This is a genomic window from Diaphorobacter sp. HDW4A, assembly GCF_011305995.1.
Lineage (GTDB): Bacteria > Pseudomonadota > Gammaproteobacteria > Burkholderiales > Burkholderiaceae_C > Diaphorobacter_A.
This window is the reverse complement of sequence record NZ_CP049910.1, coordinates 2,591,986-2,618,589: the sequence shown is the minus strand read 5'-3', so window position 1 is coordinate 2,618,589 and position 26,604 is coordinate 2,591,986. Positions and strand designations below refer to the sequence as shown.

At 61.8% G+C, this 26,604-nt stretch carries 23 protein-coding genes and 1 tRNA gene; 16 read left to right on the top strand and 8 right to left on the bottom strand.

Annotated features, from left to right (window positions below; all coding sequences use genetic code 11):
* Positions 1–45 precede the first annotated feature (45 nt).
* The 7 genes from G7047_RS11810 to G7047_RS11780 all read left to right on the top strand — a co-directional run bounded on the left by G7047_RS11810 (position 46) and on the right by G7047_RS11780 (position 6,262).
* On the top strand, positions 46–1,140 hold the full coding sequence (locus tag G7047_RS11810) for a long-chain fatty acid--CoA ligase (RefSeq protein ID WP_166305347.1): 1,095 nt from the start codon (positions 46–48) through the stop codon (positions 1,138–1,140).
* Positions 1,137–2,600, top strand: coding sequence for an acyl-CoA reductase (locus G7047_RS11805; RefSeq protein ID WP_166305344.1), 1,464 nt, complete (start codon positions 1,137–1,139; stop codon positions 2,598–2,600). Before G7047_RS11810 ends, G7047_RS11805 begins: the two co-directional genes overlap by 4 nt.
* Entirely contained in the window at positions 2,590–3,348 is a 759-nt protein-coding gene (locus tag G7047_RS11800; RefSeq protein WP_166305341.1) for an ABC transporter ATP-binding protein, read from the top strand. The genes G7047_RS11805 and G7047_RS11800 overlap by 11 nt, the downstream gene beginning before the upstream one ends.
* The gene (locus G7047_RS11795) at positions 3,345–4,145 is read left to right on the top strand and encodes an ABC transporter permease (RefSeq protein ID WP_166305338.1); all 801 of its coding nucleotides are present in this window, start codon (positions 3,345–3,347) and stop codon (positions 4,143–4,145) included. The genes G7047_RS11800 and G7047_RS11795 overlap by 4 nt, the downstream gene beginning before the upstream one ends.
* The gene (locus G7047_RS11790) at positions 4,142–5,167 is read left to right on the top strand and encodes an ABC transporter substrate-binding protein (protein WP_166305335.1); all 1,026 of its coding nucleotides are present in this window, start codon (positions 4,142–4,144) and stop codon (positions 5,165–5,167) included. Before G7047_RS11795 ends, G7047_RS11790 begins: the two co-directional genes overlap by 4 nt.
* Before the next feature lie 19 nt (positions 5,168–5,186).
* Positions 5,187–5,954 (top strand): SDR family oxidoreductase, encoded by a 768-nt coding sequence (locus tag G7047_RS11785; RefSeq protein ID WP_371813868.1) that lies wholly within the window; start codon positions 5,187–5,189, stop codon positions 5,952–5,954.
* A 218-nt stretch (positions 5,955–6,172) separates the two neighbouring features.
* A tRNA-Ser gene (locus G7047_RS11780) sits at positions 6,173–6,262 on the top strand.
* 100 nt (positions 6,263–6,362) lie between these two features.
* Here G7047_RS11780 and G7047_RS11775 read toward each other — a convergent pair.
* Both G7047_RS11775 and G7047_RS11770 read right to left on the bottom strand, forming a co-directional pair.
* Positions 6,363–7,280, bottom strand: a complete 918-nt coding sequence (locus G7047_RS11775; protein ID WP_166305329.1) for an SPFH domain-containing protein — start codon at positions 7,278–7,280, stop codon at positions 6,363–6,365.
* 126 nt (positions 7,281–7,406) lie between these two features.
* Positions 7,407–7,838: an NfeD family protein gene (locus tag G7047_RS11770; protein WP_166305326.1), complete on the bottom strand. Its 432-nt coding sequence runs from the start codon at positions 7,836–7,838 to the stop codon at positions 7,407–7,409.
* Positions 7,839–8,034: 196 nt separating this feature from the next.
* Between G7047_RS11770 and G7047_RS11765 the strand changes: the two genes are divergently transcribed.
* Positions 8,035–10,503, top strand: coding sequence for an arginine/lysine/ornithine decarboxylase (locus G7047_RS11765; protein WP_166305323.1), 2,469 nt, complete (start codon positions 8,035–8,037; stop codon positions 10,501–10,503).
* Between the two features lie 87 nt (positions 10,504–10,590).
* Positions 10,591–11,211, top strand: coding sequence for a prephenate dehydratase domain-containing protein (locus tag G7047_RS11760; protein ID WP_240939541.1), 621 nt, complete (start codon positions 10,591–10,593; stop codon positions 11,209–11,211).
* 3 nt (positions 11,212–11,214) lie between these two features.
* Here G7047_RS11760 and G7047_RS11755 read toward each other — a convergent pair whose 3' ends face one another.
* Both G7047_RS11755 and G7047_RS11750 read right to left on the bottom strand, forming a co-directional pair.
* Positions 11,215–12,429, bottom strand: coding sequence for a CaiB/BaiF CoA-transferase family protein (locus G7047_RS11755; RefSeq protein WP_166305317.1), 1,215 nt, complete (start codon positions 12,427–12,429; stop codon positions 11,215–11,217).
* A 7-nt stretch (positions 12,430–12,436) separates the two neighbouring features.
* Positions 12,437–13,378 carry a hydroxymethylglutaryl-CoA lyase gene (locus G7047_RS11750; RefSeq protein ID WP_166305314.1) on the bottom strand — a complete coding sequence of 314 codons (942 nt, stop codon included), beginning with the start codon at positions 13,376–13,378 and terminating at the stop codon, positions 12,437–12,439.
* A gap of 108 nt (positions 13,379–13,486) precedes the next feature.
* On the opposite strand from G7047_RS11750, the gene G7047_RS11745 reads away from it, so the two are divergent.
* A complete protein-coding gene (locus G7047_RS11745) occupies positions 13,487–14,221 on the top strand; it encodes an IclR family transcriptional regulator (protein WP_166305311.1) in 735 nt (244 codons plus the stop codon).
* A gap of 676 nt (positions 14,222–14,897) precedes the next feature.
* Here the strand turns inward: G7047_RS11745 and fabI are convergent.
* On the bottom strand, positions 14,898–15,698 hold the full coding sequence (fabI, locus tag G7047_RS11740; protein WP_166305308.1) for an enoyl-ACP reductase FabI: 801 nt from the start codon (positions 15,696–15,698) through the stop codon (positions 14,898–14,900).
* A gap of 90 nt (positions 15,699–15,788) precedes the next feature.
* Between fabI and G7047_RS11735 the strand changes: the two genes are divergently transcribed.
* On the top strand, positions 15,789–17,639 hold the full coding sequence (locus G7047_RS11735) for an extracellular solute-binding protein (protein WP_166312027.1): 1,851 nt from the start codon (positions 15,789–15,791) through the stop codon (positions 17,637–17,639).
* 10 nt (positions 17,640–17,649) lie between these two features.
* Positions 17,650–18,696 (top strand): microcin C ABC transporter permease YejB, encoded by a 1,047-nt coding sequence (locus G7047_RS11730; RefSeq protein WP_166305305.1) that lies wholly within the window; start codon positions 17,650–17,652, stop codon positions 18,694–18,696.
* Here G7047_RS11730 and G7047_RS11725 read toward each other — a convergent pair.
* A complete protein-coding gene (locus tag G7047_RS11725) occupies positions 18,647–19,180 on the bottom strand; it encodes a DUF2127 domain-containing protein (RefSeq protein WP_166305302.1) in 534 nt (177 codons plus the stop codon). The two genes, G7047_RS11730 and G7047_RS11725, sit on opposite strands and share 50 nt — an antisense overlap.
* A gap of 151 nt (positions 19,181–19,331) precedes the next feature.
* Here G7047_RS11725 and G7047_RS11720 point away from each other — a divergent pair, with 151 nt between their 5' ends.
* The 3 genes from G7047_RS11720 (at position 19,332) to G7047_RS11710 (ending at position 23,156) form a co-directional block, all read left to right on the top strand.
* Positions 19,332–20,372 (top strand): ABC transporter permease, encoded by a 1,041-nt coding sequence (locus G7047_RS11720; protein ID WP_240939462.1) that lies wholly within the window; start codon positions 19,332–19,334, stop codon positions 20,370–20,372.
* 42 nt (positions 20,373–20,414) lie between these two features.
* The gene (locus tag G7047_RS11715; RefSeq protein ID WP_166312026.1) at positions 20,415–22,055 is read left to right on the top strand and encodes an ABC transporter ATP-binding protein; all 1,641 of its coding nucleotides are present in this window, start codon (positions 20,415–20,417) and stop codon (positions 22,053–22,055) included.
* A gap of 195 nt (positions 22,056–22,250) precedes the next feature.
* A complete protein-coding gene (locus G7047_RS11710; protein ID WP_166305296.1) occupies positions 22,251–23,156 on the top strand; it encodes an alpha/beta fold hydrolase in 906 nt (301 codons plus the stop codon).
* A gap of 16 nt (positions 23,157–23,172) precedes the next feature.
* Here the strand turns inward: G7047_RS11710 and G7047_RS11705 are convergent, their stop codons facing one another.
* Together G7047_RS11705 and G7047_RS11700 are read right to left on the bottom strand one after the other, a co-directional pair.
* A complete protein-coding gene (locus G7047_RS11705; RefSeq protein WP_166305293.1) occupies positions 23,173–24,039 on the bottom strand; it encodes a universal stress protein in 867 nt (288 codons plus the stop codon).
* 160 nt (positions 24,040–24,199) lie between these two features.
* The gene (locus tag G7047_RS11700; RefSeq protein ID WP_166305290.1) at positions 24,200–25,126 is read right to left on the bottom strand and encodes a LysR family transcriptional regulator; all 927 of its coding nucleotides are present in this window, start codon (positions 25,124–25,126) and stop codon (positions 24,200–24,202) included.
* Positions 25,127–25,213: 87 nt separating this feature from the next.
* Here G7047_RS11700 and G7047_RS11695 point away from each other — a divergent pair, with 87 nt between their 5' ends.
* Positions 25,214–26,590 (top strand): acyclic terpene utilization AtuA family protein, encoded by a 1,377-nt coding sequence (locus tag G7047_RS11695; protein ID WP_166305287.1) that lies wholly within the window; start codon positions 25,214–25,216, stop codon positions 26,588–26,590.
* Positions 26,591–26,604 lie beyond the last annotated feature (14 nt).

The following is a 26,604-nucleotide window of genomic DNA, read 5'->3' as shown; positions in this document are numbered from 1 at the left end:
GAAGCCTCCGGAGCAATCTGCTGTTTTCGCTCTCGAAGGAATTCCATGGATACGCCGAAGGCCAAGGCCGCTTCGCTGGTCGCAGACCTGCTCGCTTTCATCGCGGTACCGGGTTGCACTGATGACCAGTTTGATCAACTCGCCCTGCGGCTGTTCTCTCACCAATACGAGTCGAATGCGCCGTTTCGCAGCTTCTGCCAGCGGCGCGGCGCAACCTTGCGCAATGTGAAGTCGTGGCGCGACATTCCGGCGGTGCCCATTGATGCGTTCAAGGCCATGGAGTTGCGCAGCGAGCCCGCTTCGCCTGCGGAGCGGGTGTTCATGACCAGCGGCACTACGGGCCGTGCGGCGCGGGGGCGGCATTTTCATCCAGGGCTGGATGTCTACGATCTGTCGATGAGGCGCCATTTCGCCGAGCGTTTCATGCGTGGCGTCGAGCGCATGCCCATGGGCATTCTTTTCCCCGATGAGCAGTCGATGCCAAATTCGTCGCTGGCCCACTATCTGGCGCTTGCGCGCTCCGAGTTTGGCACGGCGGACAGTCGCTACTACTTGACGAGCGAGGGACTCGACGTGCAGGGGGTGTGTGCGGCGCTTGAAGCTTCGGAGCGCAATGGCGAGCCGTTTGCTCTGCTGGGCGCGAGTTTCAGCTTGGTGCATGTGATGGACGCGCTGCGCGAGCAGGGGCTCAGCTTCCGTTTGCCTGCGGGAAGCCGCATTCTCGATACGGGTGGCTACAAGGGGCAGTCGCGCGAGTTGCCGCTGGCGGAGTTCTATGCGGATCTGTCGCGCCTGTTGGGTGTGCCGGCCACGCACTGCATCAACATGTATGGCATGACCGAGCTGAGCACGCAGTTCTATGACGACGGAAATGCGACGCTGCCCTCGGTGAAGTCGGGGCCGCACTGGATCCGCTCACGCTTGGTCGAGCCGATCACCGGGCGGGACGTTGCCCCCGGCGAGCGCGGGATTCTCGTGCATTGCGATCTGGCCAACTACAACTCGGCCACCACGATCCTGACCGAAGACGTGGGCCTGTGGGCCGACGGCGGTTTTCTGCTGCTGGGCCGTGCGGAGGGTGCTGCGGCCAAGGGTTGCTCGCTGGCTGTTGAAGAGTTCGTGAAGGCCGCATCGGCATGAGGACCGAGCGGGTCAAGGCGGGCTATTTGCCCGGGCTGCACGACGATGAGGTGCGCTGGCAGGTGCTCACGTTCGAGCGTGAGGGGGTGCGGCTTGAAGTCTCGGTGCCGGTGCTGACGGCGGCGCAGATGCAGGCGCTGGCGGACCGGGTGCGCGCGGCGGCCGACAAGCATCTGCGGACCATGACTGTGGCGCAGATCATCGACGTGATCGATCGCGTGATCGCACGGCTGCTGGATCGTGCGCATCCCGTGCGGCGGCTGGCGGAGACTTGGTTGCCGGTTGCCAGCGGTTATGACGCGGACATGGTGCGGCTCGGTTTGACGGGCTATTTCAAGACCTTTCGCGCGGCGCAGCTGCGGCGTTTCGTGGCCGAGGATTTTGCCAATCCCGCCGTGCTCGATGGGTTCCAGCCCACGCCCAAGGGCGGCGCAGTGCGCGCGTTCGGGCCGGACCTGCTGGTGCACAGCTGGGCGGGCAATGTGCCTGCGTTGTCGTTGTGGAGCATGGTCTGCGGACTGCTCGTGAAGGCGCCAAGCATCGGTAAGGTGGCGAGCGCCGAGCCGCTGTTTGCTGGTTGGTTTGCGCAGCAGCTGGCCGAGGTGCATCCGCCGCTCGCCGATTGTCTGGCGGTGGTGTGGTGGAGTGGCGCGGGCGGTGACGAAGCCGATGCGCTCTACGCCCGCGCCGAAACGGTGCTGGCTTACGGTGGCAATCTAACGCTGGATGCATTGCGCAAGCGCCTGCCGGTTACCACGCGCTTTCTGCCGCATGGGCACAAGCTGGGCTTTGGTTTGATCGGTGCTGCGGCGCTCGACAGTGTGAAAGCGCCCGCCGTGGCTCGTCTGGCTGCGTGGGATGTGATGCGCTACGACCAGCAGGGCTGCTACTCGCCGCATGTGTTCTATGTGGAGCGTGGCGGTCATGTTTGTCCACGCGCGTTTGCCGATTATCTGGCGGCCGAGCTGGCAAACCTCGAGCGGCGTTTTGTCCGCCGCGCGCTTGATCTGGAAGAGGGCGCTGCGGTCGCGAAGTGGCAGCAGAGCGTGGAGTGGCGCGCTCCTGCCGATGCGGGGCAGGATCTGCTGATCGGCCCGGCCGATGCGCCATGGAGCGTGGCCTACAGCGATGGTCTGCAGCCGCTTGTGCCTACTGCGCTTTACCGCACGATTGCGGTGGTGGGTGTGGATCGTCTCGACGACGTGGTGCCGGTGGTCGGTGCGCAGCGCGAGTATCTGCAGACCGCCGGCATTGCTGCTGCGCCTGAAGAGCTTTATCGACTTGCCGATCTGCTCGGCGCTGCGGGCGTCACACGCATTGCGGCCATCGGCTCGATGAGCATGCCCGAGGCAGGATGGCATCACGACGGACGATTCAATCTCGTCGATCTGGTGCGCATGACCGAGATCGAGCAGTCGGCGGAATGGGCCGCACAGCCGTTGGCACTGTATGCGGACTGACATGGCGTTTCTGGATATCAACCATGCGGTGTTCACCTACCCGGGTCGCGCGCCCGTGGTGAATGGCGTGAGCTGGCGGATGCCTGCGGGCGAGGTCCATTGCCTGCTGGGCCGCAGCGGCTGTGGCAAGACCACGCTGCTCAAGCTGGCTGCGGGCTTGCTGCGGCCGCAGTCGGGGCGCATTCTGTTGAACGGCGGCGAGTTGGCCGCGCCCGGGCCACAGCTGGGTTTCATGTTCCAGGCGCCCACGCTGCTGGAGTGGCTCTCGGTGCTGGACAACGTGCTGCTACCCGTGTCGCTGCAGCGCAAGCAGACGCTGCAGGATGAGCAACAGGCACTCAGATTGCTCGATCAATTGGGGCTAGCTGCTCTCGCGTCATCCCATCCGCGCCAGCTCTCGGGCGGCCAGCAAAGCCGCGTGGCGCTGGCGCGCGCATTGATTTTGGAGCCACCGCTGTTGCTGCTCGATGAGCCGTTTGCGGCGCTCGACGCGATCACTCGCGCGGAACTGCAGGACGATCTGCTGCGCACCTGTCGCGAGCGTGGAACCACGGTGCTGTTCGTCACGCATGACATCAACGAGGCCGTGTATCTTGGCGATCGCATCGCCCTCATGCACGGCGGACGCATCGTGGACGACTGGAGCATCGACCTTTGCGAACCTCGCACTCAGTCCTTGCGGCATGGCGCGTTGTTCAACGAATTCTGTGCGCGCATCCGCGCGTCCATGGACCGGGAGGCCGCATGACGGTCACGCCACTCAAGGCCCGGCTGCTCTCCGTCGTGCTGCTTCTGGTTCTGCTGGCCGGATGGGAGTTGCTGGTGCGTCGGTGGGGTCTGTCTGCACTGGTATTGCCTGCGCCGTCCGCCATCACTGAATCGCTTTGGTCGGGACTTTCGTCAGGTTATTTCTGGCCGCATATCGTCTCCACCTTGCAGGCTTTGCTGCTGGGGTTGGCGGCGGGCAGTGTGGTCGGATTGCTGGTGGGCATGGCGCTGGCGGAGTCGGAGTGGCTTGAGCGCGTTTTCAAACCTTATGTCATCGTCAGCCAGGTTGTGCCCAAACTGGCATTGGCACCGCTCTTTGTGCTGTGGTTTGGATTTGGCATGCTGCCGACGGTGCTGATCACCGCTTTGATCTGCTTTTTTCCGTTGATGGAAAACACGTTGACAGGACTGCGGCAGGTTGATGCGTCGCGCCTGCAACTGTTTCGCATGCTGGGCGCGACGCATCTGCAGACGCTGTTGCGCCTGAAGTTGCCAACGGGCCTGCCCGCGATTCTGGCTGGGCTGCGTGTGGCCGTGGTGCTGGCATTGGTTGGCGTTGTCGTTGCCGAATTCATGGGCGCGAGCAAGGGGCTCGGCGCTGTCGTTATCGCCGCGCAGGGGATGATGGACACGACGCTGATGTTTGCCGCGCTCGTGCTCATCGCCATCATCGGTCTGCTGCTCTACCAACTCTGTCTAGTGTTGGAGCGTCGCCTGCTGCGCTCGCACGCCTCTTCCACTTCGCCTTTCACCTCGCGCCCACGCGACAACCCATGAACGCATCCAGCTCTACCTCATTCATCTCTCGCCGCAGCCTGATTGGTGCCTGTGTGGGCATCACCGGCCTTGCATTTTCCGGTACCGGCATGGCCGCGCCAGTTCAAGGCAAGATCCGGCTCGCGGGCTGGAGCAAGCCGATCAGCGAGATCACCAACATTCTTGTCGAGCCCGAAAAAGGCTTCTTCAAGGCGCAAGGCGTGGAACTGGCCTATCTGCCCGGCGCAGGCGGTGGTGACGCGATCCGCAACATGCTGAGTGGCCAGGGCGACGTGGCGTTCACCGATCCCGGCTCGTTCTATATGGCGCTCGACAAGGGCGAGAAGCTGGTCGCCATCTACGACATCTACCCGCAGAACGTGTTCAATGTGGTGTCGCTGAAGGCGGCCAACATTCACAAGCCTGCGGACCTCAAAGGCAAGAAAATTGGCGTCTACAGCCTCTCGAGCGGCACACGGCAGAACCTGCTGGTGATGCTGCATCAGGCGGGCCTGAAGGAGTCCGATGTGACCATCGTCGTCACCGGCCTGCTGAACTTCGCGCCGTTGATGCAAGGCCAGGTCGACGCCACCGCCGCCACCGACACCGGCCTCGCCGTGGGGCTGCGCAAGGGTATGGGCGAGATCAATGTGATGAAAGTGAGCGAGTACCTGAACATATCGAGTGACATGTTCGTCGTGCGCGAGGATGTGCTACGCCAGAAGAAGGACCTGCTCAAGGCCTTTCTCAAGGGATACCGCGACAGCGCGGCCTGGATGATCGTCAACCCACAGGAGGCCGCGACGCTCGCCGGAAAATATGCCATTGACGGCACGCAGCGCGACATCAACCTCGATGTCATTCAGTTGCGCAACGCCTCATCGCTACCCACCGTGCAGTCGGGCGGTCGCGCACCGCAGCTCGGCAATTTCGATCTGGCGGCGCTGCAGAAGGGCGCGGACACCTACCGCGCACTCGGCATGATCCAGCGTCAGATCAAGGTGGCCGACGTGGTCGATACCAGCCTGTTGCCGGGGGGCTGATATGAACTCGGAATCTGCAATGAATCTGCGCGGCAAAGTCGTTCTGGTCACGGGCGCGAGCCGGGGCATAGGCGCTGCCATCGCCAAAGCCTTCGCGCGGGAAGGCGCGCTGGTGGCCATCAACTACCTGAGCAACGACGTTGCAGCCGCGCAGACCGTCGCCGCATGCGAGGCGGTGGGCGGTGATGTCTGGTCCGTCCAGGCCGACGTGGGTTCGGCTGACGCGGTGCGTGAGATGGTCAGCTCCATCGTGCAAGAGGCGGGTGGTATCGACATTGTTGTCAACAACGCATTCAGACCTTATGCCTTCGATCCCGAACGCCGCACTCGCTTCGAAGACTTGTCGCTTGGAGACTATCAGTCGCAGTTCGATGGCGCAGTAGGCGGCACGTTCAACGTCTGCCAAGCGGTGCTGCCGCAGATGCGCAAGCGCGCACGTGGCAGCATCGTCAATGTGGTGACCAATCTCGTCGAACACCCTGTGGTTCCGTACCACGACTACACCACGGCCAAGGCCGCGCTGGTCGCGTTCAGCCGCAATCTGGCGAGCGACCTCGGCCCCGTGGGCATTCGCGTCAATTGCGTGGCGCCGGGGCTGGTTTATCCGACGCTGGGCAGCGAGAGCACCAAGGAGTCATTCCGCGAATCGCTGATGGCCACCACCCCGCTCAGGCGCCTCGCGCGCCCCGAGGACGTGGCTGGTCCGGTGCTGTTTCTGGCGTCCGACCTCAGTGGCTTCATGACGGGGCAGACGTTGACGGTGGATGGCGGGTTGGTGATGCGCTGAAGTCGTTGCGGTTTTTTCAGCCCCCCGCTTGGAAAAATTCCGGGTATTCTCAAATCGATAGCAACTATGCCTTATAGTACGGGCCTGCCGGGATCAGCCGCAGCGCTCTCAGGAGCCGTCCAAGGACAACGCATGATCTCTGTCTTGGAAAAGAATTTTGCTGAAAAGCATGACTTTCTCAAAACACTCAATTTTCTAACCTATAATTGAGAGCTTCCGGAGAGGTGGATGAGCGGTTTAAGTCGCACGCCTGGAAAGCGTGTGTGGGCTAATCCCCACCGCGGGTTCGAATCCCGCCCTCTCCGCCAAATGCAAGCCCAAGTAGTCTGACTACTTGGGCTTTTTTGCGTCCGGGATATTTGATGCCTCGCACGCACCAGCCGTGTAGGCATAGTGCGGTGGTCCGGATCAGCTGTTGCGTTGCCCTGTCTGGATCATCTTCATGGCCGAGGTGATCAGCGCCGACACCTCGGTCATGTTGCTCGGCACGATCAGCGTGGTGGTGGCGTCTGTGGCGACTTGACTGTAGGCCTCCACCGCTTTTTCGGCCACCTTGAGTTGCACGGCCTGTTCGCCGCCGGGTTGGCGGATGGCGGCTGCCACGCGTTCGATGGCCTGGGCGGTGGCGTCGGCTACGGCGGTGATGGCGGCGGCTTCGCCTTGGGCCTTGTTGATGGCGGCTTGCTTTTCACCTTCGGAGCGGGCGATGAACGCTTCGCGTTCACCAGTGGCGATGTTGATCTGTTCCTGGCGGCGGCCTTCGGAGGCGGCGATCAGGGCGCGTTTTTCGCGCTCGGCGGTGATCTGGGCCTGCATGGAGCGCAGGATTTCGGCGGGAGGTGTCAGGTCCTTGATCTCGTAGCGCAGCACCTTCACCCCCCAGTTGAGTGCGGCTTCGTCAATGGCGGAGACGACCTGTGCATTGATCACGTCACGCTCTTCAAAGGTCTTGTCGAGTTCGAGCTTGCCAATCACGCTGCGAAGCGAGGTCTGGGCGAGTTGGGTGACGGCGGTGATGTAGTTGCTCGAGCCATAGCTCGCTCGCATCGGGTCAGTCACCTGAAAGTACAGGATGCCGTCGACCTGCAGTTGCGTGTTGTCGCGCGTGATGCAGACCTGGCTGGGCACGTCGAGCGGGATTTCCTTCAAGCTGTGCTTGTAGGCGATCTTGTCGACGAACGGGATGATGAACTTGAGGCCGGGTGCGAGCGTGCCTGCATATTTGCCAAGGCGTTCCTTCACCCAGGCATGCTGCTGGGGGACGATCTTGACGGACAGAAAGATGTAGATCGCGACGATGACGGCGATGATGATGGCTAGTTCCATGAACTGTGTCCTCCAGTGGATGGATGGGGTGAAGCGAATCGGATCGGATGAACTGAACCTATGTGGTGAGCGTAGCAGCTTGCGCGAAAACCGCCTGCTGTTGTGGTGGCACTGCGGCTGCGGGGCTCAGGCTGGATCGACCAGCAGGCGGTTTCCCACGAGCTCTGCGACGCGGTGGTTGCCGGTAGCGGGGGTGATGCCGGGGCGATGGATGGCCGTCCAGTTGGCGCCGCGGTATTTCACTTGGGCAGTGCCGTCACTTTGCCAGCTGTCGATGAATACCAGTTCGCCAACGTCGAGATTGACGCTGCGGTCTGAGCGCGCTGATGGGTCGCCGGGGCGGCCGCGCCGGAACAGGTAGCAGCCCACGACGGCCAGCGCACCGACGATGGCAGCGCTCAGCACCTGTGCGGTTTCGCCAGCGCCGAACAGGGCGGCAAGCCCGCCGGCCGCAAGGCCGAGAGCGATCATCAGCAAGTAAAAGGAGCCCAGCAGCAGTTCGGCCGCGACCGTGAGGCCGGTCAGAATCCACCAGATGGTCGTGTTGTCGAGGGACATTTCGGCACTCCTTCCCAAAGGGGACATTCATGTCGGTTAACCGACACATTTTGGGCGAAATACCGCCCGGTTTGAAGAATGGTCACGCAGATTCCTTACACTTCGCGCCTGTTTCGTTTTTTTCGCCCCCGGGGACATTCTCAGCATCAGTCAAATCGACGTCGGCTGGGGATCCCTTGCTTGCTGGAGTCAGCGCATGAAATTCCGCTTTCCTATTGTCATCATCGACGAGGACTACCGTTCCGAGAATACATCGGGTCTGGGAATCCGCGCGCTGGCGCACGCCATTGAAGAAGAGGGCTTTGAAGTCCTGGGCGTGACCAGTTATGGTGACCTCACGCAGTTCGCGCAGCAGCAAAGCCGCGCCAGCGCGTTCATTTTGTCGATTGACGACGAGGAATTCACCTCGGACATGGGGATCGATCCCATCGTGCTGAGCCTGCGCAGTTTCATTACCGAAGTGCGCCGCAAGAACACCGAAGTGCCGATCTACGTGCACGGCGAAACCAAGACCGCGCGCCATCTGCCCAACGACATCCTGCGCGAGTTGCACGGCTTCATCCACATGTTCGAGGACACCCCCGAATTCGTGGCGCGCCACATCGTGCGCGAGGCCAAGACCTATCTGGAAGGCGTGCAGCCACCGTTCTTCAAGGCGCTGCTGGACTACGCGGAAGATGGTTCGTACTCGTGGCACTGCCCTGGTCACGGCGGCGGCGTGGCGTTTCTCAAGAGCCCGGTCGGTCAGATGTACCACCAGTTCTACGGCGAGAACATGCTGCGCGCCGATGTCTGCAATGCGGTGGAAGAACTCGGCCAGCTACTGGACCACAACGGCGCGATTGGCGCCAGCGAGCGCAATGCCGCGCGCATCTTCAATGCCGATCACTGCTTCTTCGTGACCAATGGCACCTCGACCTCCAACAAGATGGTCTGGCACCACACGGTGGCGCCAGGTGACGTGGTGGTGGTGGACCGCAATTGCCACAAGTCCATCTTGCACTCGATCATCATGACGGGCGCGATTCCTGTGTTTCTGAAGCCCACGCGCAACCATTTTGGCATCATTGGCCCGATTCCCAAGAGCGAGTTCGAAATCGACGCCATTCAGGCCAAGATCAAGGCGAATCCGCTGCTGGTAGGCGTGGACGCCAAGGCTGTGAAGCCGCGCATTCTGACGATCACGCAATCGACCTACGACGGCGTGCTCTACAACACCGAGACCATCAAGTCGATGCTCGATGGCTACGTCGACAATCTGCACTTCGACGAAGCGTGGTTGCCGCACGCGGCCTTTCATCCGTTCTACGGCAGCTACCACGCCATGGGCAAGAAGCGCGCACGCCCGCAGCATTCGGTGGTGTACGCCACGCAGTCCATTCACAAGCTGCTGGCCGGTATCAGCCAGGCCAGCCATGTGCTGGTACAGGATTCGCAGACCGTGCCGCTGGACCGTCCGCTGTTCAACGAGTCGTACCTGATGCACACGTCGACCTCGCCGCAGTACAGCATCATCGCCAGTTGCGATGTGGCCGCCGCGATGATGGAGCCGCCCGGTGGTACCGCGCTCGTGGAAGAGTCGCTGGTCGAGGCGCTCGACTTCCGCCGTGCGATGCGCAAGGTCGAGGAAGAGTTCGGCAAGGGCGACTGGTGGTTCAAGGTCTGGGGTCCGGACAAGCTCGCCGACGAAGGCGTGGGCACGGCCGAGGACTGGATCATTCGTGGTGACTCCAAGGCCAACAAGAAGGCTGGCGTTACCAATACCAAGTGGCATGGCTTCGGCCCGCTGGCCGATGGCTTCAACATGCTCGACCCGATCAAGTCGACCATCGTCACGCCGGGTCTGAACCTGGACGGCAAGTTCGACAAGACCGGTATCCCCGCATCCATCGTCACCAAGTACCTGGCAGAGCACGGCGTGGTGGTCGAGAAGACGGGTCTGTACTCGTTCTTCATCATGTTCACCATCGGCATCACCAAGGGCCGCTGGAACACGCTGCTGGCCGCGCTGCAGCAGTTCAAGGACGACTACGAGAAGAACCAGCCGATGTGGCGCATCCTTCCCGAGTTTTGCCAGCAGCACAAGCGCTACGAGCGCATGGGTCTGAAGGACCTGTGCCAGCACGTGCACCAGTTGTACGCCAAGTACGACATCGCGCGCCTGACGACAGAGATGTATCTGTCGGACCTGACGCCGGCGATGAAGCCGAGCGACGCGTTTGCGCACATCGCTCAGCGCCGCACCGAGCGCGTGCCGATCGACGAGCTGGAAGGCCGCATCACGACCAGCCTGATCACGCCTTACCCACCGGGCATTCCGCTGTTGATTCCCGGCGAGGTCTTCAACAAGAAGATCGTCGACTACCTCAAGTTCTCGCGCGAGTTCTCGGCGCTGTGCCCGGGCTTCGAGACGGACATCCACGGTCTCGTCGAGATCGAGGATGTGGACGGTAACGTAAGCTACTACGCCGACTGCGTGGGCGAGGCCGATGCGCCCAAGGCCAAGGCGGTTGCAAAGCCTAAGCCTGCTGCCAAGAAGGCACCCGCCAAGGTGGCCGCTGCGAAGAGCACGGCTGCGGCTGTGAAGAAGACGACCCCTGCGAAGACCAAGGGCGAGCGGCTGGTGCAGGTCGGTGACGACGGCCCTTACGGCCGCAATGTCTGATCCTGCTGGATAGCTGATCGCCAAGCGCCAAGTGGTTCTGCCGCTTGGCGCTTTTTTCTTATCTCAAGGAGAGGCGCATTGACCGAGATGGCACCAACGACTGCCGCGCAATTGCAGTCCTTGCAGAGCACACTCGCGCCCGTGCGGCGATTGGCGCTGCTCGGTCCTGCAGGCACATGGACGCATCAGGCGGCGCTGGAGCTGTGGCCTGCGGGCTGCGTTGAACACACCTTCATGGACGTGGCCGAAATGCGAGCCGCGCTGCTGCAAGGCCGTGTGGACGCGATTTTGCTGCCCGCGCGCACCAGCATTGTGGGAGCCACGCCCTATATGCCGTTGGTGCGCGAGCTGCTGGCGCTCGATGATGTGGTGCATTTCGGGTTGTACGCACGCATGCTGGGTTACTGCCTGCTGGCGTGTTCTGGTGTTTCGTTGCAATCGATACGGCAGGTTCACGCGCATCCTGTGGCACTGGTTGAGGCGGCTCTGTGGCTGGACGGCAATCTGCCACATGCGCAGCGCGTTGCGTGCGCCAGCGCGGGCGAGGCGGCTGCTTGGGTGGCGGTGTCTGGCGATGTGACGTCGGCAAGCCTCGGCCCCGCATTGGCAGGGCAGATGCATGGCCTGATTCCGCTGGTTGAAGGGATTGAGGAAGGGCCGCACAACGTCACTGAGTGGTGGGTTGTGGGGCGCTCATCCATTCGCTGAAAATTAGGAAACAGCTCCCGCAGCCAGCGCCTTGGCTTCATCCGCGCTGTAGCCCAACGCCGTGAGGATTTCCAGGCTATGCTCGCCGAGCTTAGGTGGCGACAGGCGCACCTCCAGTCGCTTGCCATCAAGCGTAAGCGGCAGCAGCACGGTCTTGGTCTGGCGACCGTCGGGCAGCTCCATGGGGGCGAGCGCGCCGCTTTCGTTGAGGTGCCTGTCGTCGAGCAGGTCGTGTGGCATGGCAATCGGTGCGAAAGGCAGACCGTTCGATTCGAACACTTTGGCGATGTGCGTCGAGGCGTAGGCCGCCATCTTCTCGCGCAGGATCGGCATCAGCCATTCACGCGCCAGCACGCGCGCATTGTTGCTGCCAAGGCGCGGATCGTCGCGCAGTCCGCCGAGGCCGAAGGCGTCGCAGAACACGCGCCACGCGGAGTCGCTGACCACGGCGAGAAAGATCTGCTCGCCGTTCTGCACCTCGAACACATCGTAGATTGCCCATGCCGAGATGCGTGCTGGCATGGGCGCGGCGGGCTTGCCGGTCACGGCGAACTGCATCATGTGCTGGGCGATCAGGAACACGTTGTTCTCGAACAGCGCGCTCTGCACTTCCTGACCCTTGCCGGACTTTTCACGCTGAGCGAGCGCTGCCATCGCGCCCATTGCGCCGAACATGCCGCCCATGATGTCGTTCACGCTGGTGCCCGCGCGCAGCGGGTCGCCGGGACGGCCGGTCATGTAGGCAAGGCCGCCCATCATTTGCACCACCTCGTCAAGCGCCGTACGGTGCTCGTAGGGGCCGGGCAGAAAGCCCTTGTGGCTCACGTAGATGAGGCGCGGGAACTGGTCCTTGAGGCTTTCGTAGTCGAGCCCGAGCTTACCCATGGTGCCGGGCTTGAAGTTCTCGCACACCACATCGGCTGTGGCGATGAGTTTGAGCGCGGCTGCTTTGCCCTCGGATGTCTGCAGATCGAGTGTGACGCTTTTCTTGTTGCGGTTGAACAGCGGAAAAAACCCCGCGCCCGACCCCAGCAGCTTGCGAGTGGCATCACCATCGCGGCCATGGCCCACGGGTTCGACCTTGATGACTTCGGCCCCCATGTCGGCGAGCATCAGCCCGCAGCTCGGCCCCATCACCATGTGGACGAATTCGACGACGCGGATGCCGGAGTAGGGCAGGGTGGCGGGGGCAGTGTTGTCTGTTTGTTGTGGTGTCATGAAAATCTCAGTGATAGTTGTGCGGCTCGAAGCCCTTGGGCAGACCGGCGAGCGGTGTCATGCCGTAGAGCGCCTCGCCGGGCAGACCAATGCCGAGCGCCTCGCGCGCGGCGATCAACCGCGGCAGATCGACTCCGGTGCGTATACCCATCGCCTCGAACATGAAGACGAGGTCTTCGGTCACCACATTGCCCGAAGCTCCGGGGGCATACGGGCAGCCGCCGAGTCCTGCGAGCGATGCATCGAAGGTGCGCGTGCCCACGTCGTAGGCCGCAAGGCAGTTGGCCAGCCCGAGCCCGCGCGTGTTGTGCATGTGCGCGGCACCGGCCTTGTCGCCGAGCTCCGCAATGAGCCGCGTGAAAAGACGCTTGACCTGCGCGGGATTGGCCATGCCGGTGGTGTCGGAGAGCCCGCATTCGTCCACGCCCGCAGCGACGCAGGCGGCGGCCAGCGCAATCACATCATCCTCGGGAACGAGGCCCTGCAGCGTGCATCCGAACGCAGTGGAAATGCCAGCTTCGATATGCGTTCCGGGCGCGATCTCGTCGCGTAGCGCGGCGATGTTGTGCACCTCATCGACCATCTCCTTGGGCGTCTTGCGCACATTGGCGAGCGAGTGAGCGCGGCTTGCGGAAATCGGCATGGTGATCTTGTGCACCCCAGCCTTCATCGCCGCCTGCGCGCCACGCAGATTGGGCACCAGCGCCATGATGGTCACGCCCTTGTGTTGATGCAGCGCGTGCTTCACCACCTCGGCGGTGTCCGCCATCTGTGGCAGCAGCTTGGGCGAGACGAAAGAGCCGACCTCGATCTCCTGCAGGCCGGCAGCGACCAGCGCGTCGATCCACGCTTGCTTGTCGGTAGTGGACATGGTGCGGTTCACGGATTGAAGCCCGTCGCGCGGTCCCACCTCGCTGATGAGAACGTCGTATCTGTGGGGTGTTTGCATTTTGGGAGTTGTTCTATAGGATAGAACTGAATACTGTCTAATAAGATATTGCGGTGCAGCCCATTCGCTGTCAAGTGAGCCAAGAGAATCAACCGGAGCCATCAGGACATGCCGCGTAAATCCGTGACCGAATCCGTAGCCGATGAAAACGCCGCACCCGGCGGCGTGGCGGCGGTTGATCGCGCGCTGAGCCTGCTCGCCGCCTTTCGTGATGGAGATAATGGTGACGGCCTCACGCTCGCCGAACTGGCCGAGCGCACCCGCTTGTACAAAAGCACCGTCTCGCGCCTGCTCGCGTCACTGGAGCATGGCGGCTGGGTGATGCGCCTGGATTCCGGTCGCTATGCGGTCGGATCGGCGGTGGCGCGGCTGCATGCGGTGTATGCGCAGAATTTTTCGCTCGACCGGGTAGTGATGCCGGTGCTGCGCGCGCTCGTCGCGCAGACGGGCGAGAGCGCAGCCTACCACGTGCGTCAGGGCCGCGACCGCCTGTGCCTCTTTCGCGTGGACTCACCGCATCCGGTGCGTGACCATGCGCGGGTGGGGGACATGTTGCCGCTGGGCAAGGGGGCTGGAGGACGGGTGTTGGTGGCTTTTGATCCTGAGTTGGCTGAGTGGGAGCGCAGGGATCGGGTGCATTATGCGCGGGTGCGGGCAGATGGGTATGAGGCGGTGATTGGGGATCGGCGCAGTGAGATTGCTGGCATTTCTGTGCCGGTGTTCCGGGGGAGTGGGGAGTTGGCGGCGGCGCTTACTTTGACTATGCCTGTGCATCGGTATGACGCACGATATTTGAAGTTTGTTTTGGCTGCAGGACGAAGTGTTGGTGCTCAGTTGCTTTGAGCTTGGCTGATGAGCTTTTTGGGTGTTGCGGGTTGGTTGCTTACGGAGGCCGGGACTGCCCCCGGCGGGGCAATCACTTTTTGCTCGGCGCGCAAAAAGTAATCAAAAACGCGCTTGGAATTCATCCGGCAGAACTCACTGCGCGACTGCGTCGCTCCGTTCGGACAACCGCCGGAAGTCAGTTTGGAAGAGGTGCGTTCGGCACGTTGCTTCGCTCGTGCTGCATCTCGCGTTCGCGAGATGCATGGTATCTACGGCGCAGCGGCTCAATTGGTAGCGGCACTGCTTTCTACGGGCACGAGCGAAGCGATGTGCCGACTCACGCCCTTCTGCCCGCGCCTGATTCTGCGGGTTCGTTCGGCGGTTTGGATTGGCAAGTGCCAATCCAAACTTCAAGAACTGACTTACGACAGATGTCTGACAGGAGCGAAGCGCAGGGAGTTCCTGCCGTGCGCCGAACGAACCCGCAGAATCAGGTTGCCCGTAGCGGGGCGTAGGGTCGTGGGCAGCAGGGTCGCCTTTTCTTGATTCCTTCTTTTGGCGCAGCAAAAGAAGGAATTCGCCCGCCGGGGCGAGTCCCGGCCAGCAGCGACGAAACACACAACCAGCGCCCAAAAAAAGAAAATGCCCGCAAGCACAAGCGGCCTGCAGGCATTCAAAAAAGGGTAAGAAGGTTTTAAACCTGATCCGCAGACAGACCCGCAGTCTGGCTGAAGCCACCATCCACATAGGTAATCTCGGCAGTCACGCCGCTGGCCAGATCGGACAGCAGGAACGCAGCCACGTTGCCCACGTCTTCAATCGTCACGTTGCGGCGCAGTGGCGAGGAGTCGGCTACGCGGCCGAGGAGCTTGCCGAAGTCCTTGATGCCGGAAGCGGCCAGGGTCTTGATCGGGCCGGCGGAGATGCCGTTGGCGCGGATGGCACGGCCGTCGGCGGTGCGGCCCACGGCTTCGGCGAGGTAGCGTACCGAGGCTTCGAGCGATGCCTTGGCGAGGCCCATGGTGTTGTAGTTGGGGATCGAACGCAGAGCGCCGAGGTAGGACAGTGTCAGCAGCGACGATTTGTCGTTCAGGTACGGCAGCGCGGCCTTGGCCATGGCGGGGTAGCTGTAGGCGCTGATGTCGTGGGCGATGCGAAAGCCCTCGCGGCTCAGGCCGTCGAGGAAGTTGCCGGCGATGGCTTCGCGTGGTGCGAAGCCGATGGAGTGCACAAAGCCGTCGAACTTGCCCCAAGCGGCAGCCAGGTCGGCGAACATCTTGTCGATCTGTGCATCGTCGGCCACATCGCAGTCGAACACGAGCCTGGAGTCGAATTCGGCGGCGAATTCGGTGATGCGGTCCTTGAAGCGTTCACCGACGTAGCTGAAGGCCAGTTCGGCGCCTTGTTGGTGGCAGGCCTTGGCGATGCCGTAGGCGATGGAGCGGTTGGACAGCACACCCGTGATGAGCAGCTTCTTGCCAGCGAGGAAACCCATTGTGTTGTTCTCCTGAGAAAGGGATCGAATGACGGACAGGGCGGTGGTCGATTTGCAGGGACAACCGCCCGTGTAGTGCAGAATTGTCGCATGCGGTTAATCAAGAGCTTGGGATTGGTGGGTTGTGGCCTGTTGGCGTGCGTGCCGGTATGGGCGGCGCATGCCTACGCGATGTGGGGCGAGCCTGCGCTCCCGGCGGGGTTTGCGCATTTCAACTATGTGAACGCGAACGCGCCCAAGGGCGGTGAAATCCGGCTGGTGAGCAATCTGCGGATATCCACGTTTGACAAGTACAACCCGTTCACGATCCGGGGCAATGCGCCCGCGTATCTGAGCACGATGATGTTCGATTCGCTGCTCACCGGCCCGCTCGACGAGACTGGCGTGGGCTACGGGTTGCTGGCCGAGGACGTGCAGGTCGCACCCGATGGACTCGCGGCCACCTTCCGCATCCACCCCAAGGCGCGGTTTCACAATGGCAAGCCGGTGCTGGCCGAGGACGTGAAGTTCACCTACGACACCCTGGTGGGGCCCTTTGTCTCGCCGGGCTACAAGACCTTGCTGATCGAGGTGGCGGGTGTTGACGTGCTGGACGAGCGCACGGTGCGCTTTCGCTTCAAGAGCCCGAACCGCGAGCTACCGTTGACCGTCGGCGCTCTGCCGATCTTCAGCCGCGACTGGGGCGTAGAGGATGGCAAGGCCAAGCCCTTCGACCAGGTGGTGATGGACATTCCCATCGGCAGCGGCGCCTACAAGATCGGGCCTGTCAACTTTGGTAAGGACATCACCTATGTGCGCGATCCGCAGTACTGGGCGCGCGATCTGAACGTGCGCAAGGGCTCGGCCAATTTCGACCGTGTGCTGATCAAGATCTACAAGGACAACACGGCGCGGCTCGAAGCCTTGAAGGCGGGCGAGTTCGATCTGATGCGCTTTTTCAGCGCGGGCGATTGGGCACGGCGGGTGAATGGTAAGAAGTTTGATTCGGGCGAGCTGGTAAAGGGAGTTTTTGAGAACAAACTGCCGTCTGGATTCCAGAGTTTCATGTTAAACACGCGCAGGCCTATGTTGGCTGATCGTCGTGTACGTGAGGCGCTGGGGCTGGCTTTCGACTTTGAATGGATGAACCGCCAACTGTTCTATGGGTCGTACACGCGCGTGAAGGGCCTGTTCGGCAACACCATGTGCGAGACGACTGGCATGCCTTCAGCAGACGAGTTGGTCTTGCTGGAGCCATGGCGCAAGGATTTACCAACATCTGTGTTTGGCCCTATGTACAAGCCGTCAACCACAAATGGTGAAACTACTCTGCGAGACAATTTGCGCAAAGCTCAAGCGCTGCTAAAAGAGGCTGGTTGGGAAGTGCGGGATGGTGTGTTGCGTAATACCCAAGGCGAGCCAATGGTGCTCGAATACCTGGATAGTCAGGAGGCTGGCGTCAAGACATTCTCGTCTTGGATACGCCATTTGCAAAAGCTTGGCATTACTTTGAAGTTCCGGGTTGTGGACTTTGCGTTGTACCAGCAGCGCCTGCAGACTTTTGATTTTGATATCACGTCACTTGCGCTGGGGGGGAGTAGCAACCCAGGGCAGGAGTATTTTGATATGTTTGGAAGTGCGGCGGCGGATCAGGAGAACTCAGGGAATTTTGCTGGAGTGAAGAATCCTGCAGTGGATTCGGTCATCAAAGCCATGGTTCAGGCCAAATCTAAAGAGCAGTTGCTTTCTGCCTGTCATTCTTTGGATCGAATCATCGCGCATGAACATTACTTGATTCCGCAGTATTTCGGAGGAGCGCACCGCATCGTCTATAACTCGTGGCGACTTCAGGGGCCACAAATGGTGCCTCCATATTCCCCAGGAGAAATGTGGTTGGTCGACACTTGGTGGGCGCGTATGCCTCGACTCACCGAAAGTCCCAAGCCATCGCCAAAGCCGTAAAAGAGTTGTCATGTTTGCCTATATCCTCAAGCGCGTTCTGCTCATGGTTCCCACCTTGCTGGGCGTGTTGCTGTTGACATTCGTGGTGATTCAGTTTGTACCCGGAGGCCCTGTTGAACAGTATCTGGCTGAAGCCAAGGCTGGGGTGCAGGGGATGGGCAGTGGTGGCGGCTCAGCCGAAGGCGGCGGCTTTTCTTATCGTGGCGGACAGGGCGTCGACAAGCAGCGACTTGAGCAGATCAAGAAACTCTACGGATTCGACAAGCCTGCGCATGAGCGTTTCTTTCAGATGCTTGGCCAGTTCGCGCGTTTCGATCTAGGGCGCAGCTTCTTTCAGAACAAAGACGTGTGGACGCTGGTGAAGGAAAAGCTGCCGGTGTCAATCAGCCTGGGGCTCTGGACCTTTTTCATCAGCTATCTGGTGGCGGTGCCGCTCGGCGTGGCCAAGGCGGTGCGCGCGGGTTCGCGGTTTGACTTCGTGACCACGCTGATCATTCTGGTCGGCTACGCGATTCCGGGCTTTGTGCTGGGCGTGGCGCTGCTGGTGATCTTCGGTGGGCAGCTGCAGTGGTTTCCGCTGCGAGGGTTGACCTCGCCGAACTGGGATGAGCTGAGCTTCATGGGCAAGGTGGTGGACTACCTCTGGCACATCACGCTGCCGATCACGGCGATGGTGGCGGGCAGCTTTGCGGTGACAGCGATGCTCACCAAGAACGCTTTTCTCGAGGAAATCCGCAAGCAGTACGTACTCACCGCGCGCGCCAAGGGCCTGTCGGAAAAGCAGGTGCTCTGGAAGCATGTGTTCCGCAACGCGCTGATTCCCATCATCACTGGCTTTCCTGCGGCGTTCATCGGTGCGTTTTTCGCGGGCTCGCTGTTGATCGAGACGCTGTTTTCGCTCGACGGTCTTGGACTGTTGAGCTACGAAAGCGTGATCCGGCGCGACTATCCGGTGGTGCTTGGCACGCTTTATCTTTTCACCTTGATCGGGCTAGTGACCAAGTTGATCAGCGATCTTTGCTATGTCTGGGTTGATCCGCGGGTAAAGTTTGACTGACGTGCTCTGAGATCGCTGCGGTACGCCTGCGATCGGCGATGCGCCAGAACAGGATCAGCATCAGCGCGATATTGAGCAGCAGCACGACGACGCCTTGCCAATGTCTTGCGATGAAGATGTGGCGGATCTCGAGCGGGATGTAGAGGCCGCTCGACAGCGCGCCGAACCACTCGCCCCAAGCTTTGTCGTGCCACAGCCCCCAGGCTTCCACCCAGCGCAAAGCGATGTAGGCGCTGCCGAGCAGCACGATGGTATGGGTAGGAGTGCCGACCAGGTTGTCCACCGCGTTGATCAGCATCTCGGGGTGGTGCGCGTACGGCGAGAGGCCAAAGTGGCCGATGAGCTCGACCGCGAGGCGGTGCATGTCGTGATGCAGCAGCGTCAGCAGTCCGAGGAGGCCCAGCAGGGCCGCAAGTCCTTTGGCTGCCTCGAACAAGGCTACGGCCTGTATGGCCTTGCGCAGGCGGGATTCATGAGGGTTCACAGTTGGGCATTGTGTGCATGGGCCGTTGGGCTCCCTGTGCAGCGACGTCGCGAGCGGCTGTCAGCCGACAGGCCGTCCCTAAGGGTTGCGCGCTTTGTGAGAGAGGCGAGGCAGAACTTACATAGAATGCGTATCAATGACCGAGAGAGCCATGTCTTCCTTGAACCTGCATCAGTCCCCCGCACGGCGGGCGTGGCGCCGTTTCCGCAAGAACCGTCTCGGTTTCTGGAGCCTTGTCGTCTTTAGCACTCTGGTGGTATTGAGCCTGATGGCGGAGGTGATCTCCAACGACAAGCCGCTGCTGGTCAAGTACGAAGGCCAGTACTACACGCCACTGATTCACAGCTATCCGGAGACGACGTTCGGGGGGGATTTTCAGACCCCTACCGACTATCTCGATCCATTCATCCAGCAGAAGCTCTCGAGCAATGGCAACTGGGCGATCCATACGATCAACCGCTACGGGCCGGAGACGCTGAACTACTTCGCCAAGTCGCCCAATCCTTCGGGGCCGACGGCGGACAACTGGTTTGGTACCGACGACCGGGGACGCGATCTGCTGGCGCAACTGATCTACGGGTTTCGCGTGAGTGTGCTGTTTGCGCTCGCGCTCACGGCAGTGGGCGTGGTGCTGGGCGTGCTGGCGGGGGCGATTCAGGGCTTCTTCGGCGGCAAAGTGGATCTGGCATTCCAGCGCTTCATTGAAATCTGGGGCTCCATGCCCGAGCTGTATCTGCTGATCATTTTTTCGGCCGTGTTCGCGCCCAGCATCACCTTGCTTTTGGTGCTGCTGTCGCTGTTCGGTTGGATGGGGTTGTCGGACTATGTGCGGGCAGAGTTTCTGCGCAATCGCCAGCTGGACTATGTGAAGTCTGCGCGCGCGCTGGGTGTGAGCAACTGGCAGATCATTTCGCGGCATATCTTGCCCAACAGCATGACGCCGGTCGTGACCTTTCTGCCATTTCGCATGGGCGCGGCGATTTTGGCGCTGACCTCGCTGGATTTTCTGGGACTGGGCGTACCGCCCGGCACGCCCAGTCTTGGAGAGTTGCTGGCGCAGGGCAAGAACAATATCGATGCGTGGTGGATTTCGATTTCCACATTCGTGGTGCTTGTGATCACCTTGCTGCTGCTGACCTTCATGGGCGATGCGCTGCGCGATGCGATGGACCCGCGCAAGCTGGACAAGTGACCCATGGCGACCTACTCCAACCCCATCCAGGATTCCTTGAACATGCGCGCCACGGAACCCCTGTCAACCGCCTCGTCGACACCGCTGCTGTCGGTGCGCGATCTGCACGTGCGCTTTGGCGACAAGGAGGTCGTGCATGGCGTGAGCTTCGATGTGGCCGCTGGCGAAAAATTGGCGCTGGTAGGAGAGTCGGGTTCGGGAAAGACGATCACCGCCTTGTCGCTGCTGCGCCTCGCGGGGGACGCCGATCTTTCCGGTCAGACGATGTTTGGCGGGCACGACTTGATGACTCTGAGCGAGCGCGAGATGCGCGGCGTGCGCGGTGGCGACATCGCGATGATTTTTCAGGAGCCAATGACGGCACTGAATCCGTTGATGACGATTGGTGAGCAAATTGCCGAGGTACTGCAGCTCAAGCAGGCGCTGACCAGACAGCAGGCGCGCGATCAGGCCATTGAGCTGCTCGCGAGCACAGGTATTCCCGAGCCTGCGCGGCGTGCCGCGTCGTTTCCGCACCAACTCTCTGGCGGGCAGCGGCAGCGCGCGATGATTTCCATGGCGCTCGCGAGCAAGCCCAAGCTGTTGTTGGCCGACGAGCCGACCACTGCGCTTGATGTGACGTTGCGCGGCCAGATTCTCGACCTGCTGTCGGACCTGCAGCGCCAGACCGGCATGGCCGTGCTGCTGATCACGCATGACCTGGTGCTGGTGCGTCGCTTTGCCGACCGCGTGGCCGTGATGGAGCGCGGCGTGCTGGTGGAGCAAGGGGCGGTCGAAAAAGTGTTCACGCATCCACAACATGCCTACACGCGGCGCCTGATTGGCAGCACGCCGGTGCGCGATGTGATCGAGGTGGACGAGACCAAGCCCACTGCCGAGTTCGCAGCGCAGGTGAGTGATCTGAATGTGAGCTATCCGGTGCCGCTTGCGGGCATTCGCGGCTGGTTCCGCAAAGGGCATTTCGACGCCGTCAAGCATGCGAGCTTTGCGCTGCCGAACGCGCAGACGCTGGGAGTGGTGGGCGAATCCGGTTCGGGTAAATCCACACTGGCGCAGGCGCTGCTGGGGTTACTGCCGTTTCAAGGCCAGATGGAGATATCCACGCAGCAATGGCAACAGCCGGCGCAGCACAACTCCGCACACAACAAGGCGCTGCGCAAGGTGGTGCAGGTCGTCTTTCAAGACCCGTTCTCGTCGCTGTCGCCGCGCCTCACGGTCGAAGAGATCGTGGGCGAAGGGCTGAAGGTGCACGCGCAGCAACTTGGCGAAGCGCAACGCCGCGAACGCGTGATCAGTATCCTTACCGATGTAGGCCTGACGGAAGCCCAGTTTCCAGGGCTGCTGTCTCGCTATCCGCACGAGTTTTCGGGTGGCCAGCGACAGCGTCTGGCGATTGCGCGGGCGCTCGTCGTGGAGCCGCAATTGTTGGTGCTCGATGAACCCACGAGCGCACTCGATGTGACCATCCAGCAGCAGGTGCTGAGTCTCCTTCAGCGGCTGCAGAAAGAGCGCAGTCTGTCGTATCTTCTGATCACCCATGACGTCGCTGTGGTGCGCGCGATGGCGCATAGCGTGATCGTGATGAAGGACGGTGAAGTGCTCGAAGGCGGTTCGGTGCGCGAGGTGCTAGATGCGCCCAGACATCCGTATACGAAGAAGCTGGTGGCGGCTGCGCAGGTGTAGGTTCAGTCGAAGAATCGTCCGCCGATTGATCTCGATCATTTCCTTTGGTGCGGCAGCATGACATTGCGCTGTCGGGGCATTTGTTTTCAATCCTATGATGGAGGCATTCGTAGCCCGAGTTGACTATGGTGCAGGTGCGATGCGGTTTTCGCCTGCTGCCATCGACTCAATTGCCAAGAGAGACTAGACAGATCCATGCACAGCAACGAACTCGGTGAGCTGTTTCCCGGTTTTCAAAGTCATTTTGTCGCGGTCGATGGCGGCATTCACATCCATGCACTGACCGGTGGTGAAGGCCCGCCACTGCTGCTGCTGCATGGTCATCCGCAGACCTCGGCCATCTGGCACAAGGTGGCTCCCGAGCTGGCGAAGCACTTTTCGCTGGTGATTGCCGATCTGCGCGGTTATGGTGACTCGTCCAAACCCAATGGCGGTGCGCGCAGCGTGGACTACAGCAAGCGCGTGATGGCGGGCGACATGGTGCAGGTGATGCACCATTTCGGCCATGAGCGCTTTCGCGTGATGGCTCACGATCGTGGTGCCCGCGTGGCCCATCGGCTGGCGCTAGATCACCCGGCCATGGTCGAACGCCTCGTGCTGATGGACATTGCCCCCACGCTTGCCATGTATTCGCAGACTTCTGAGGCCTTTGCGCGCGCGTATTGGCACTGGTTCTTCCTTATCCAGAAATCGCCGCTGCCGGAGCGCCTGATCAACTCCAATCCGTCGGCCTATGTGCGCGAGGTGATCGGTGGACGCAGTGCGGGGCTGGCGCCCTTCGATCTGCGGGCTATCGCGGAGTACGAGCGCTGCGTTGCCTTGCCCGGCACGGCGCATGCGATCTGCGAGGATTACCGCGCGTCGGCCGACATCGATCTGGAACACGACCGCGCAGACATCGTCGCAGGTCACCATCTGCAGACGCCCACACTGGTGGTGTGGGGCGAAGATGGGGTGGTGAATCGCTGCTTTGAGCCGCTCAAGGAATGGCAGAAGATTGGCATCGACGTGCGCGGCCATACTCTGCCTTGCGGCCACTACATCGCGGAAGAGGCCCCCGACGCCTTGCTCGCGTCAGCCCTGCCATTCCTGAAGGGCTGACAGAAACTGCAGTGCTTCAGCGCAGCACCAGCACCGGCACTGAACTCAGGCGCAGCAGGGCGGTGGTGGTGCTGCCGACGATCAGTTGGCGGATGCGCGAATGGCCATAGGCACCGAGCACGAGGAAGGTGTCGGCACGCGTCGAGAGGAAGGCTGGAATGGCTTCCTCTGGCACGCCGGGGATGACCTGCGTCGTCACCTTGAAACCCGATTCTTCGAGCAGTTGCTGCGCGCGTTGCATCTGATCGCGCATTTCGATTGTGGGCTCGCCCGCCATGACGAGTTGAGCCCCCATGCCACTCAGCAGCGGGCTGCGCGCGACGGCCTGCACGGCGCGCATCGAGGTGGCGCTGCCATCAAATGCGACGACGAAATTGGTGGGCGGCACAAAGTTGGCTGACGTGATCACCAGCACGGGCTGTTTGACGCTTCGGATCACGCTTTCCACGCGATGATCGAGGCGCAGCTTGCGCGACTTTGTGGCTTTGAACCCCTTGCCGAGCACGAACAGCCGCGCACAGGGTTCTTGTTCGAGCAGCACATCGGTGAGGTTGCCGTCCTTGAGGTAGGTGTGCAGTGCTGGCACGCTTTCGGGATTGATGTGCTTAAGCGATTCCTGAATCATCTGCTCGGCGGCCTGATGTGCCACCTTGGAGCGCTCTTCGTCGAGCTCGTTCAGACGCTGCAGCAGCACTTCCTGCGCGCCGACGCCTATCAAGCCGCTGTAGTCGCCCACGGGAGGAAGCGGATCGGGGCGCTCCAGCGCGTGCAGCAGGGTAATAGGGGCATGCAGCCGACGCGCGGCCCAGGCGGCGCTGTCGATGACAGACGCGGTGGCATCGAGTCCATCGATGCATGCATATACGGTGTCTGGGGTGTTCATTCGGTGTTTCCTCCTATGCAAGCACAACCAGCCAACGTGTGGCTTTGGCCTGAGTTGCGGGCTCCGTGTGTTGCGGGGCGGGCGTCAAGTCGCAGCGAGTGTAGCGCTGAAAATCCAAGGATCGCCCTTTAACCACGGCGCTCGAAGAAACTCAGGGCAATCACCTAGGCGGGGTGGAGGTCGATGCGACGGTAGGGCGGTTGGCCATGAGCTGTGTATACAGCGCCTGCGCCGCTATCGACAGGCTACGATCGCGGCGGCGCACCAGATAGATTTTTCTGGTTAGTTCGGGCCAATGAAGCGGGCGCGTGACCAACCCTTTTTGCTGGAAGTGGAACAGCGTGAGCGATGGGATCGCACTGATTCCAAGCCCTGCGCGCACCATGCCCATGACGGTGGCGAGCTGCTCGACCTCCATCACGCTCTTCATCGGTTGCGGGTGAAGGGCGGCCTCGAGAAACTGGCGCACGCTGCTGTGCCGCGCCATGTGGATGAAGGGCCATTGCGCGAGCTCCGCCGCAGTCACCACGTGCTTGCGGCCGCGTGGCGTCTTTGCGAGCGGATGGTCGTCGCGGCACACGAGGTGGTAGTCGTCGCTGCAGAACGGCTCGGCCTGCAGATCGGGCGTGTCCGCGCGGATTGCGGCGAGTGCGAAATCGGCCTTGCCGTTAGCCACCATGTCGATGCAGGGCTCAGACAGAACATCGGCGATCTCGAGCTCCACGCCAGGATGCTGTTGGTGAAACACCGCGAGCTGATCGGGTAGCCAGCCCGCCGCGAGCGAGGGTAGCAGCGCGATGGCCGCACGCCCGCGTCGCATAGTCGCCTCGTCGCGCATGCTGGCCACGGCGGCGTTTATCTCGGTGCGTATGCGCTGAGCCGATTCCTTGAAATTGGCGCCCGCCGCCGTCAGCTCCACATGCCGTGTGCTGCGGTCGAACAGCCGCACGCTGAGGTCGTCCTCGAGTGCACGGATCAGCGCGCTGAAAGCCGGTTGCGACAGATGGCACTGCGTGGCGGCGCGCGTGAAGTTGCGCTGTGCGGCAAGCGCGAGAAAGGCGTCGATCTGGCGGGTGGAGATATTCATTTGAAAATCAGATCAATTCATCTTGATTATCGATTTCACAGAATAACGCATGCGCCCTACATTGACTCTCAGGAGATAGCAATCGACATGGAAAAGACACAGGCAAACACACTGCGCATCGGCTGCGCGGCAGGCTTTTCGGGCGACCGCACGGATGTCGCGCTGCCCATCGTTCAGGACCTGATTGCTGCGGGCAAGCCGTCGGTGTTGATGTTCGAGACGTTGGCCGAACGCACGCTGGCGCTTGCCCAACTCGCACGGCGCAGCGACCCTGATGCAGGCTACGAGCCCTTGCTGGACGATCTGTTGCGTCCGGTGCTGGCGCTGTGCCTTGCGCACGGCATCCGCATCGTGAGCAATTTTGGCGCGGCCCATCCACGTGGTGCCGCACGTCGGATTCTCGCGCTTGCCGAAGAGCTCGGTGCGCCCCGGCCGCGCATTGCGGTGGTTGAGGGCGACGATCTGCGCGCAGACGAATTCCGCCCCATGCTCGTCGAAGCGCTTGGCGAGCGCCTGCCCAAGGAGGCCATCGTCAGCGTCAACGCCTACATCGGCGCCGAGCCCATCGCCAATGCCTTGAAGGCCGGTGCCGACATTGTCGTCTGTGGCCGGGTGGCCGATCCGTCGCTGGTGCTGGGTCCGGCGATTGCGCATTTCGGCTGGGCCATGGACGACTGGCCGCGCCTTGCCCGCGCCACCATGGCGGGGCATCTTCTGGAGTGTGGCTCGCAGATCACGGGCGGCTATTTCGCCGATCCGGGATTCAAGGATGTGCCCGATCTGGCGCATGTCGGTTATCCGATTGCCGAATTGGACGAGGACGGGCATTGCACCATCTCCAAGCCTGCGGGCACGGGCGGGCGCATTGATGCGCGCACCGTGAAGGAGCAATTGCTCTATGAATTGCACGACCCGACGGCCTACCTCACGCCCGACGTGGTGGCGGACATCACGCAGGCCTCGGTGCAAGAAGTCGGCACGAATCGGGTTCGCCTCGAAGGCGTTGTGGGACATGCGCGGCCGCCGTCGCTCAAGGTGAATGTGTGTTTTGAGGCGGGTTGGTTTGCAGAGGCTGAAATCTCGTATGCCGGTGCGCGTGCCGGTGCGCGTGCCTTGCTGGCCGCGCAGGTGGTGCGCGAGCGCCTCGGGAATGCGGCGCCGATCCGCGTCGATCTGATCGGCGTACAGAGTGTCTTTGGAGACGATGACAACGGGTGGCTGAACCGCGCGAGCGCCGAGCAGCTGGCCGAGTGGGGGGGCGCACGCGATGTGCGGCTGCGCCTGTCGTGGCAGCGCGAAAGTCGTGACGAGGCGATGAGGCTGGCGCGCGAAGTGAACGCGTTGTACTGCTGCGGACCTGCCGGCGGCGGCGGGGTGCGATCGCATCTGCGCGCACGGCTTGGCACTGTGTCCTGCCTCGTGCCGCGTGATGCGGTGAAGACGCGTTTTGAATTCGTCGCATGAACCAGCGGCAGGAG

Excerpts from the sequence above, each read along its gene's own strand:
- G7047_RS11710 (WP_166305296.1), top strand. The coding sequence starts at position 22,251 with ATGCACAGCAACGAACTCGGTGAGCTGTTTCCCGGTTTTCAAAGTCAT.
- G7047_RS11810 (WP_166305347.1), top strand. The coding sequence starts at position 46 with ATGGATACGCCGAAGGCCAAGGCCGCTTCGCTGGTCGCAGACCTGCTC.
- G7047_RS11700 (WP_166305290.1), bottom strand. The coding sequence starts at position 25,126 with ATGAATATCTCCACCCGCCAGATCGACGCCTTTCTCGCGCTTGCCGCA.
- G7047_RS11760 (WP_240939541.1), top strand. The coding sequence starts at position 10,591 with ATGGCACCAACGACTGCCGCGCAATTGCAGTCCTTGCAGAGCACACTC.
- G7047_RS11805 (WP_166305344.1), top strand. The coding sequence starts at position 1,137 with ATGAGGACCGAGCGGGTCAAGGCGGGCTATTTGCCCGGGCTGCACGAC.
- G7047_RS11730 (WP_166305305.1), top strand. The coding sequence starts at position 17,650 with ATGTTTGCCTATATCCTCAAGCGCGTTCTGCTCATGGTTCCCACCTTG.
- G7047_RS11765 (WP_166305323.1), top strand. The coding sequence starts at position 8,035 with ATGAAATTCCGCTTTCCTATTGTCATCATCGACGAGGACTACCGTTCC.
- G7047_RS11795 (WP_166305338.1), top strand. The coding sequence starts at position 3,345 with ATGACGGTCACGCCACTCAAGGCCCGGCTGCTCTCCGTCGTGCTGCTT.
- G7047_RS11695 (WP_166305287.1), top strand. The coding sequence starts at position 25,214 with ATGGAAAAGACACAGGCAAACACACTGCGCATCGGCTGCGCGGCAGGC.
- fabI (WP_166305308.1), bottom strand. The coding sequence starts at position 15,698 with ATGGGTTTCCTCGCTGGCAAGAAGCTGCTCATCACGGGTGTGCTGTCC.
- G7047_RS11775 (WP_166305329.1), bottom strand. The coding sequence starts at position 7,280 with ATGGAACTAGCCATCATCATCGCCGTCATCGTCGCGATCTACATCTTT.
- G7047_RS11735 (WP_166312027.1), top strand. The coding sequence starts at position 15,789 with ATGCGGTTAATCAAGAGCTTGGGATTGGTGGGTTGTGGCCTGTTGGCG.
- G7047_RS11720 (WP_240939462.1), top strand. The coding sequence starts at position 19,332 with ATGTCTTCCTTGAACCTGCATCAGTCCCCCGCACGGCGGGCGTGGCGC.
- G7047_RS11750 (WP_166305314.1), bottom strand. The coding sequence starts at position 13,378 with ATGCAAACACCCCACAGATACGACGTTCTCATCAGCGAGGTGGGACCG.
- G7047_RS11790 (WP_166305335.1), top strand. The coding sequence starts at position 4,142 with ATGAACGCATCCAGCTCTACCTCATTCATCTCTCGCCGCAGCCTGATT.
- G7047_RS11715 (WP_166312026.1), top strand. The coding sequence starts at position 20,415 with ATGCGCGCCACGGAACCCCTGTCAACCGCCTCGTCGACACCGCTGCTG.
- G7047_RS11755 (WP_166305317.1), bottom strand. The coding sequence starts at position 12,429 with ATGACACCACAACAAACAGACAACACTGCCCCCGCCACCCTGCCCTAC.
- G7047_RS11705 (WP_166305293.1), bottom strand. The coding sequence starts at position 24,039 with ATGAACACCCCAGACACCGTATATGCATGCATCGATGGACTCGATGCC.
- G7047_RS11785 (WP_371813868.1), top strand. The coding sequence starts at position 5,187 with ATGAATCTGCGCGGCAAAGTCGTTCTGGTCACGGGCGCGAGCCGGGGC.
- G7047_RS11745 (WP_166305311.1), top strand. The coding sequence starts at position 13,487 with ATGCCGCGTAAATCCGTGACCGAATCCGTAGCCGATGAAAACGCCGCA.
- G7047_RS11800 (WP_166305341.1), top strand. The coding sequence starts at position 2,590 with ATGCGGACTGACATGGCGTTTCTGGATATCAACCATGCGGTGTTCACC.
- G7047_RS11770 (WP_166305326.1), bottom strand. The coding sequence starts at position 7,838 with ATGTCCCTCGACAACACGACCATCTGGTGGATTCTGACCGGCCTCACG.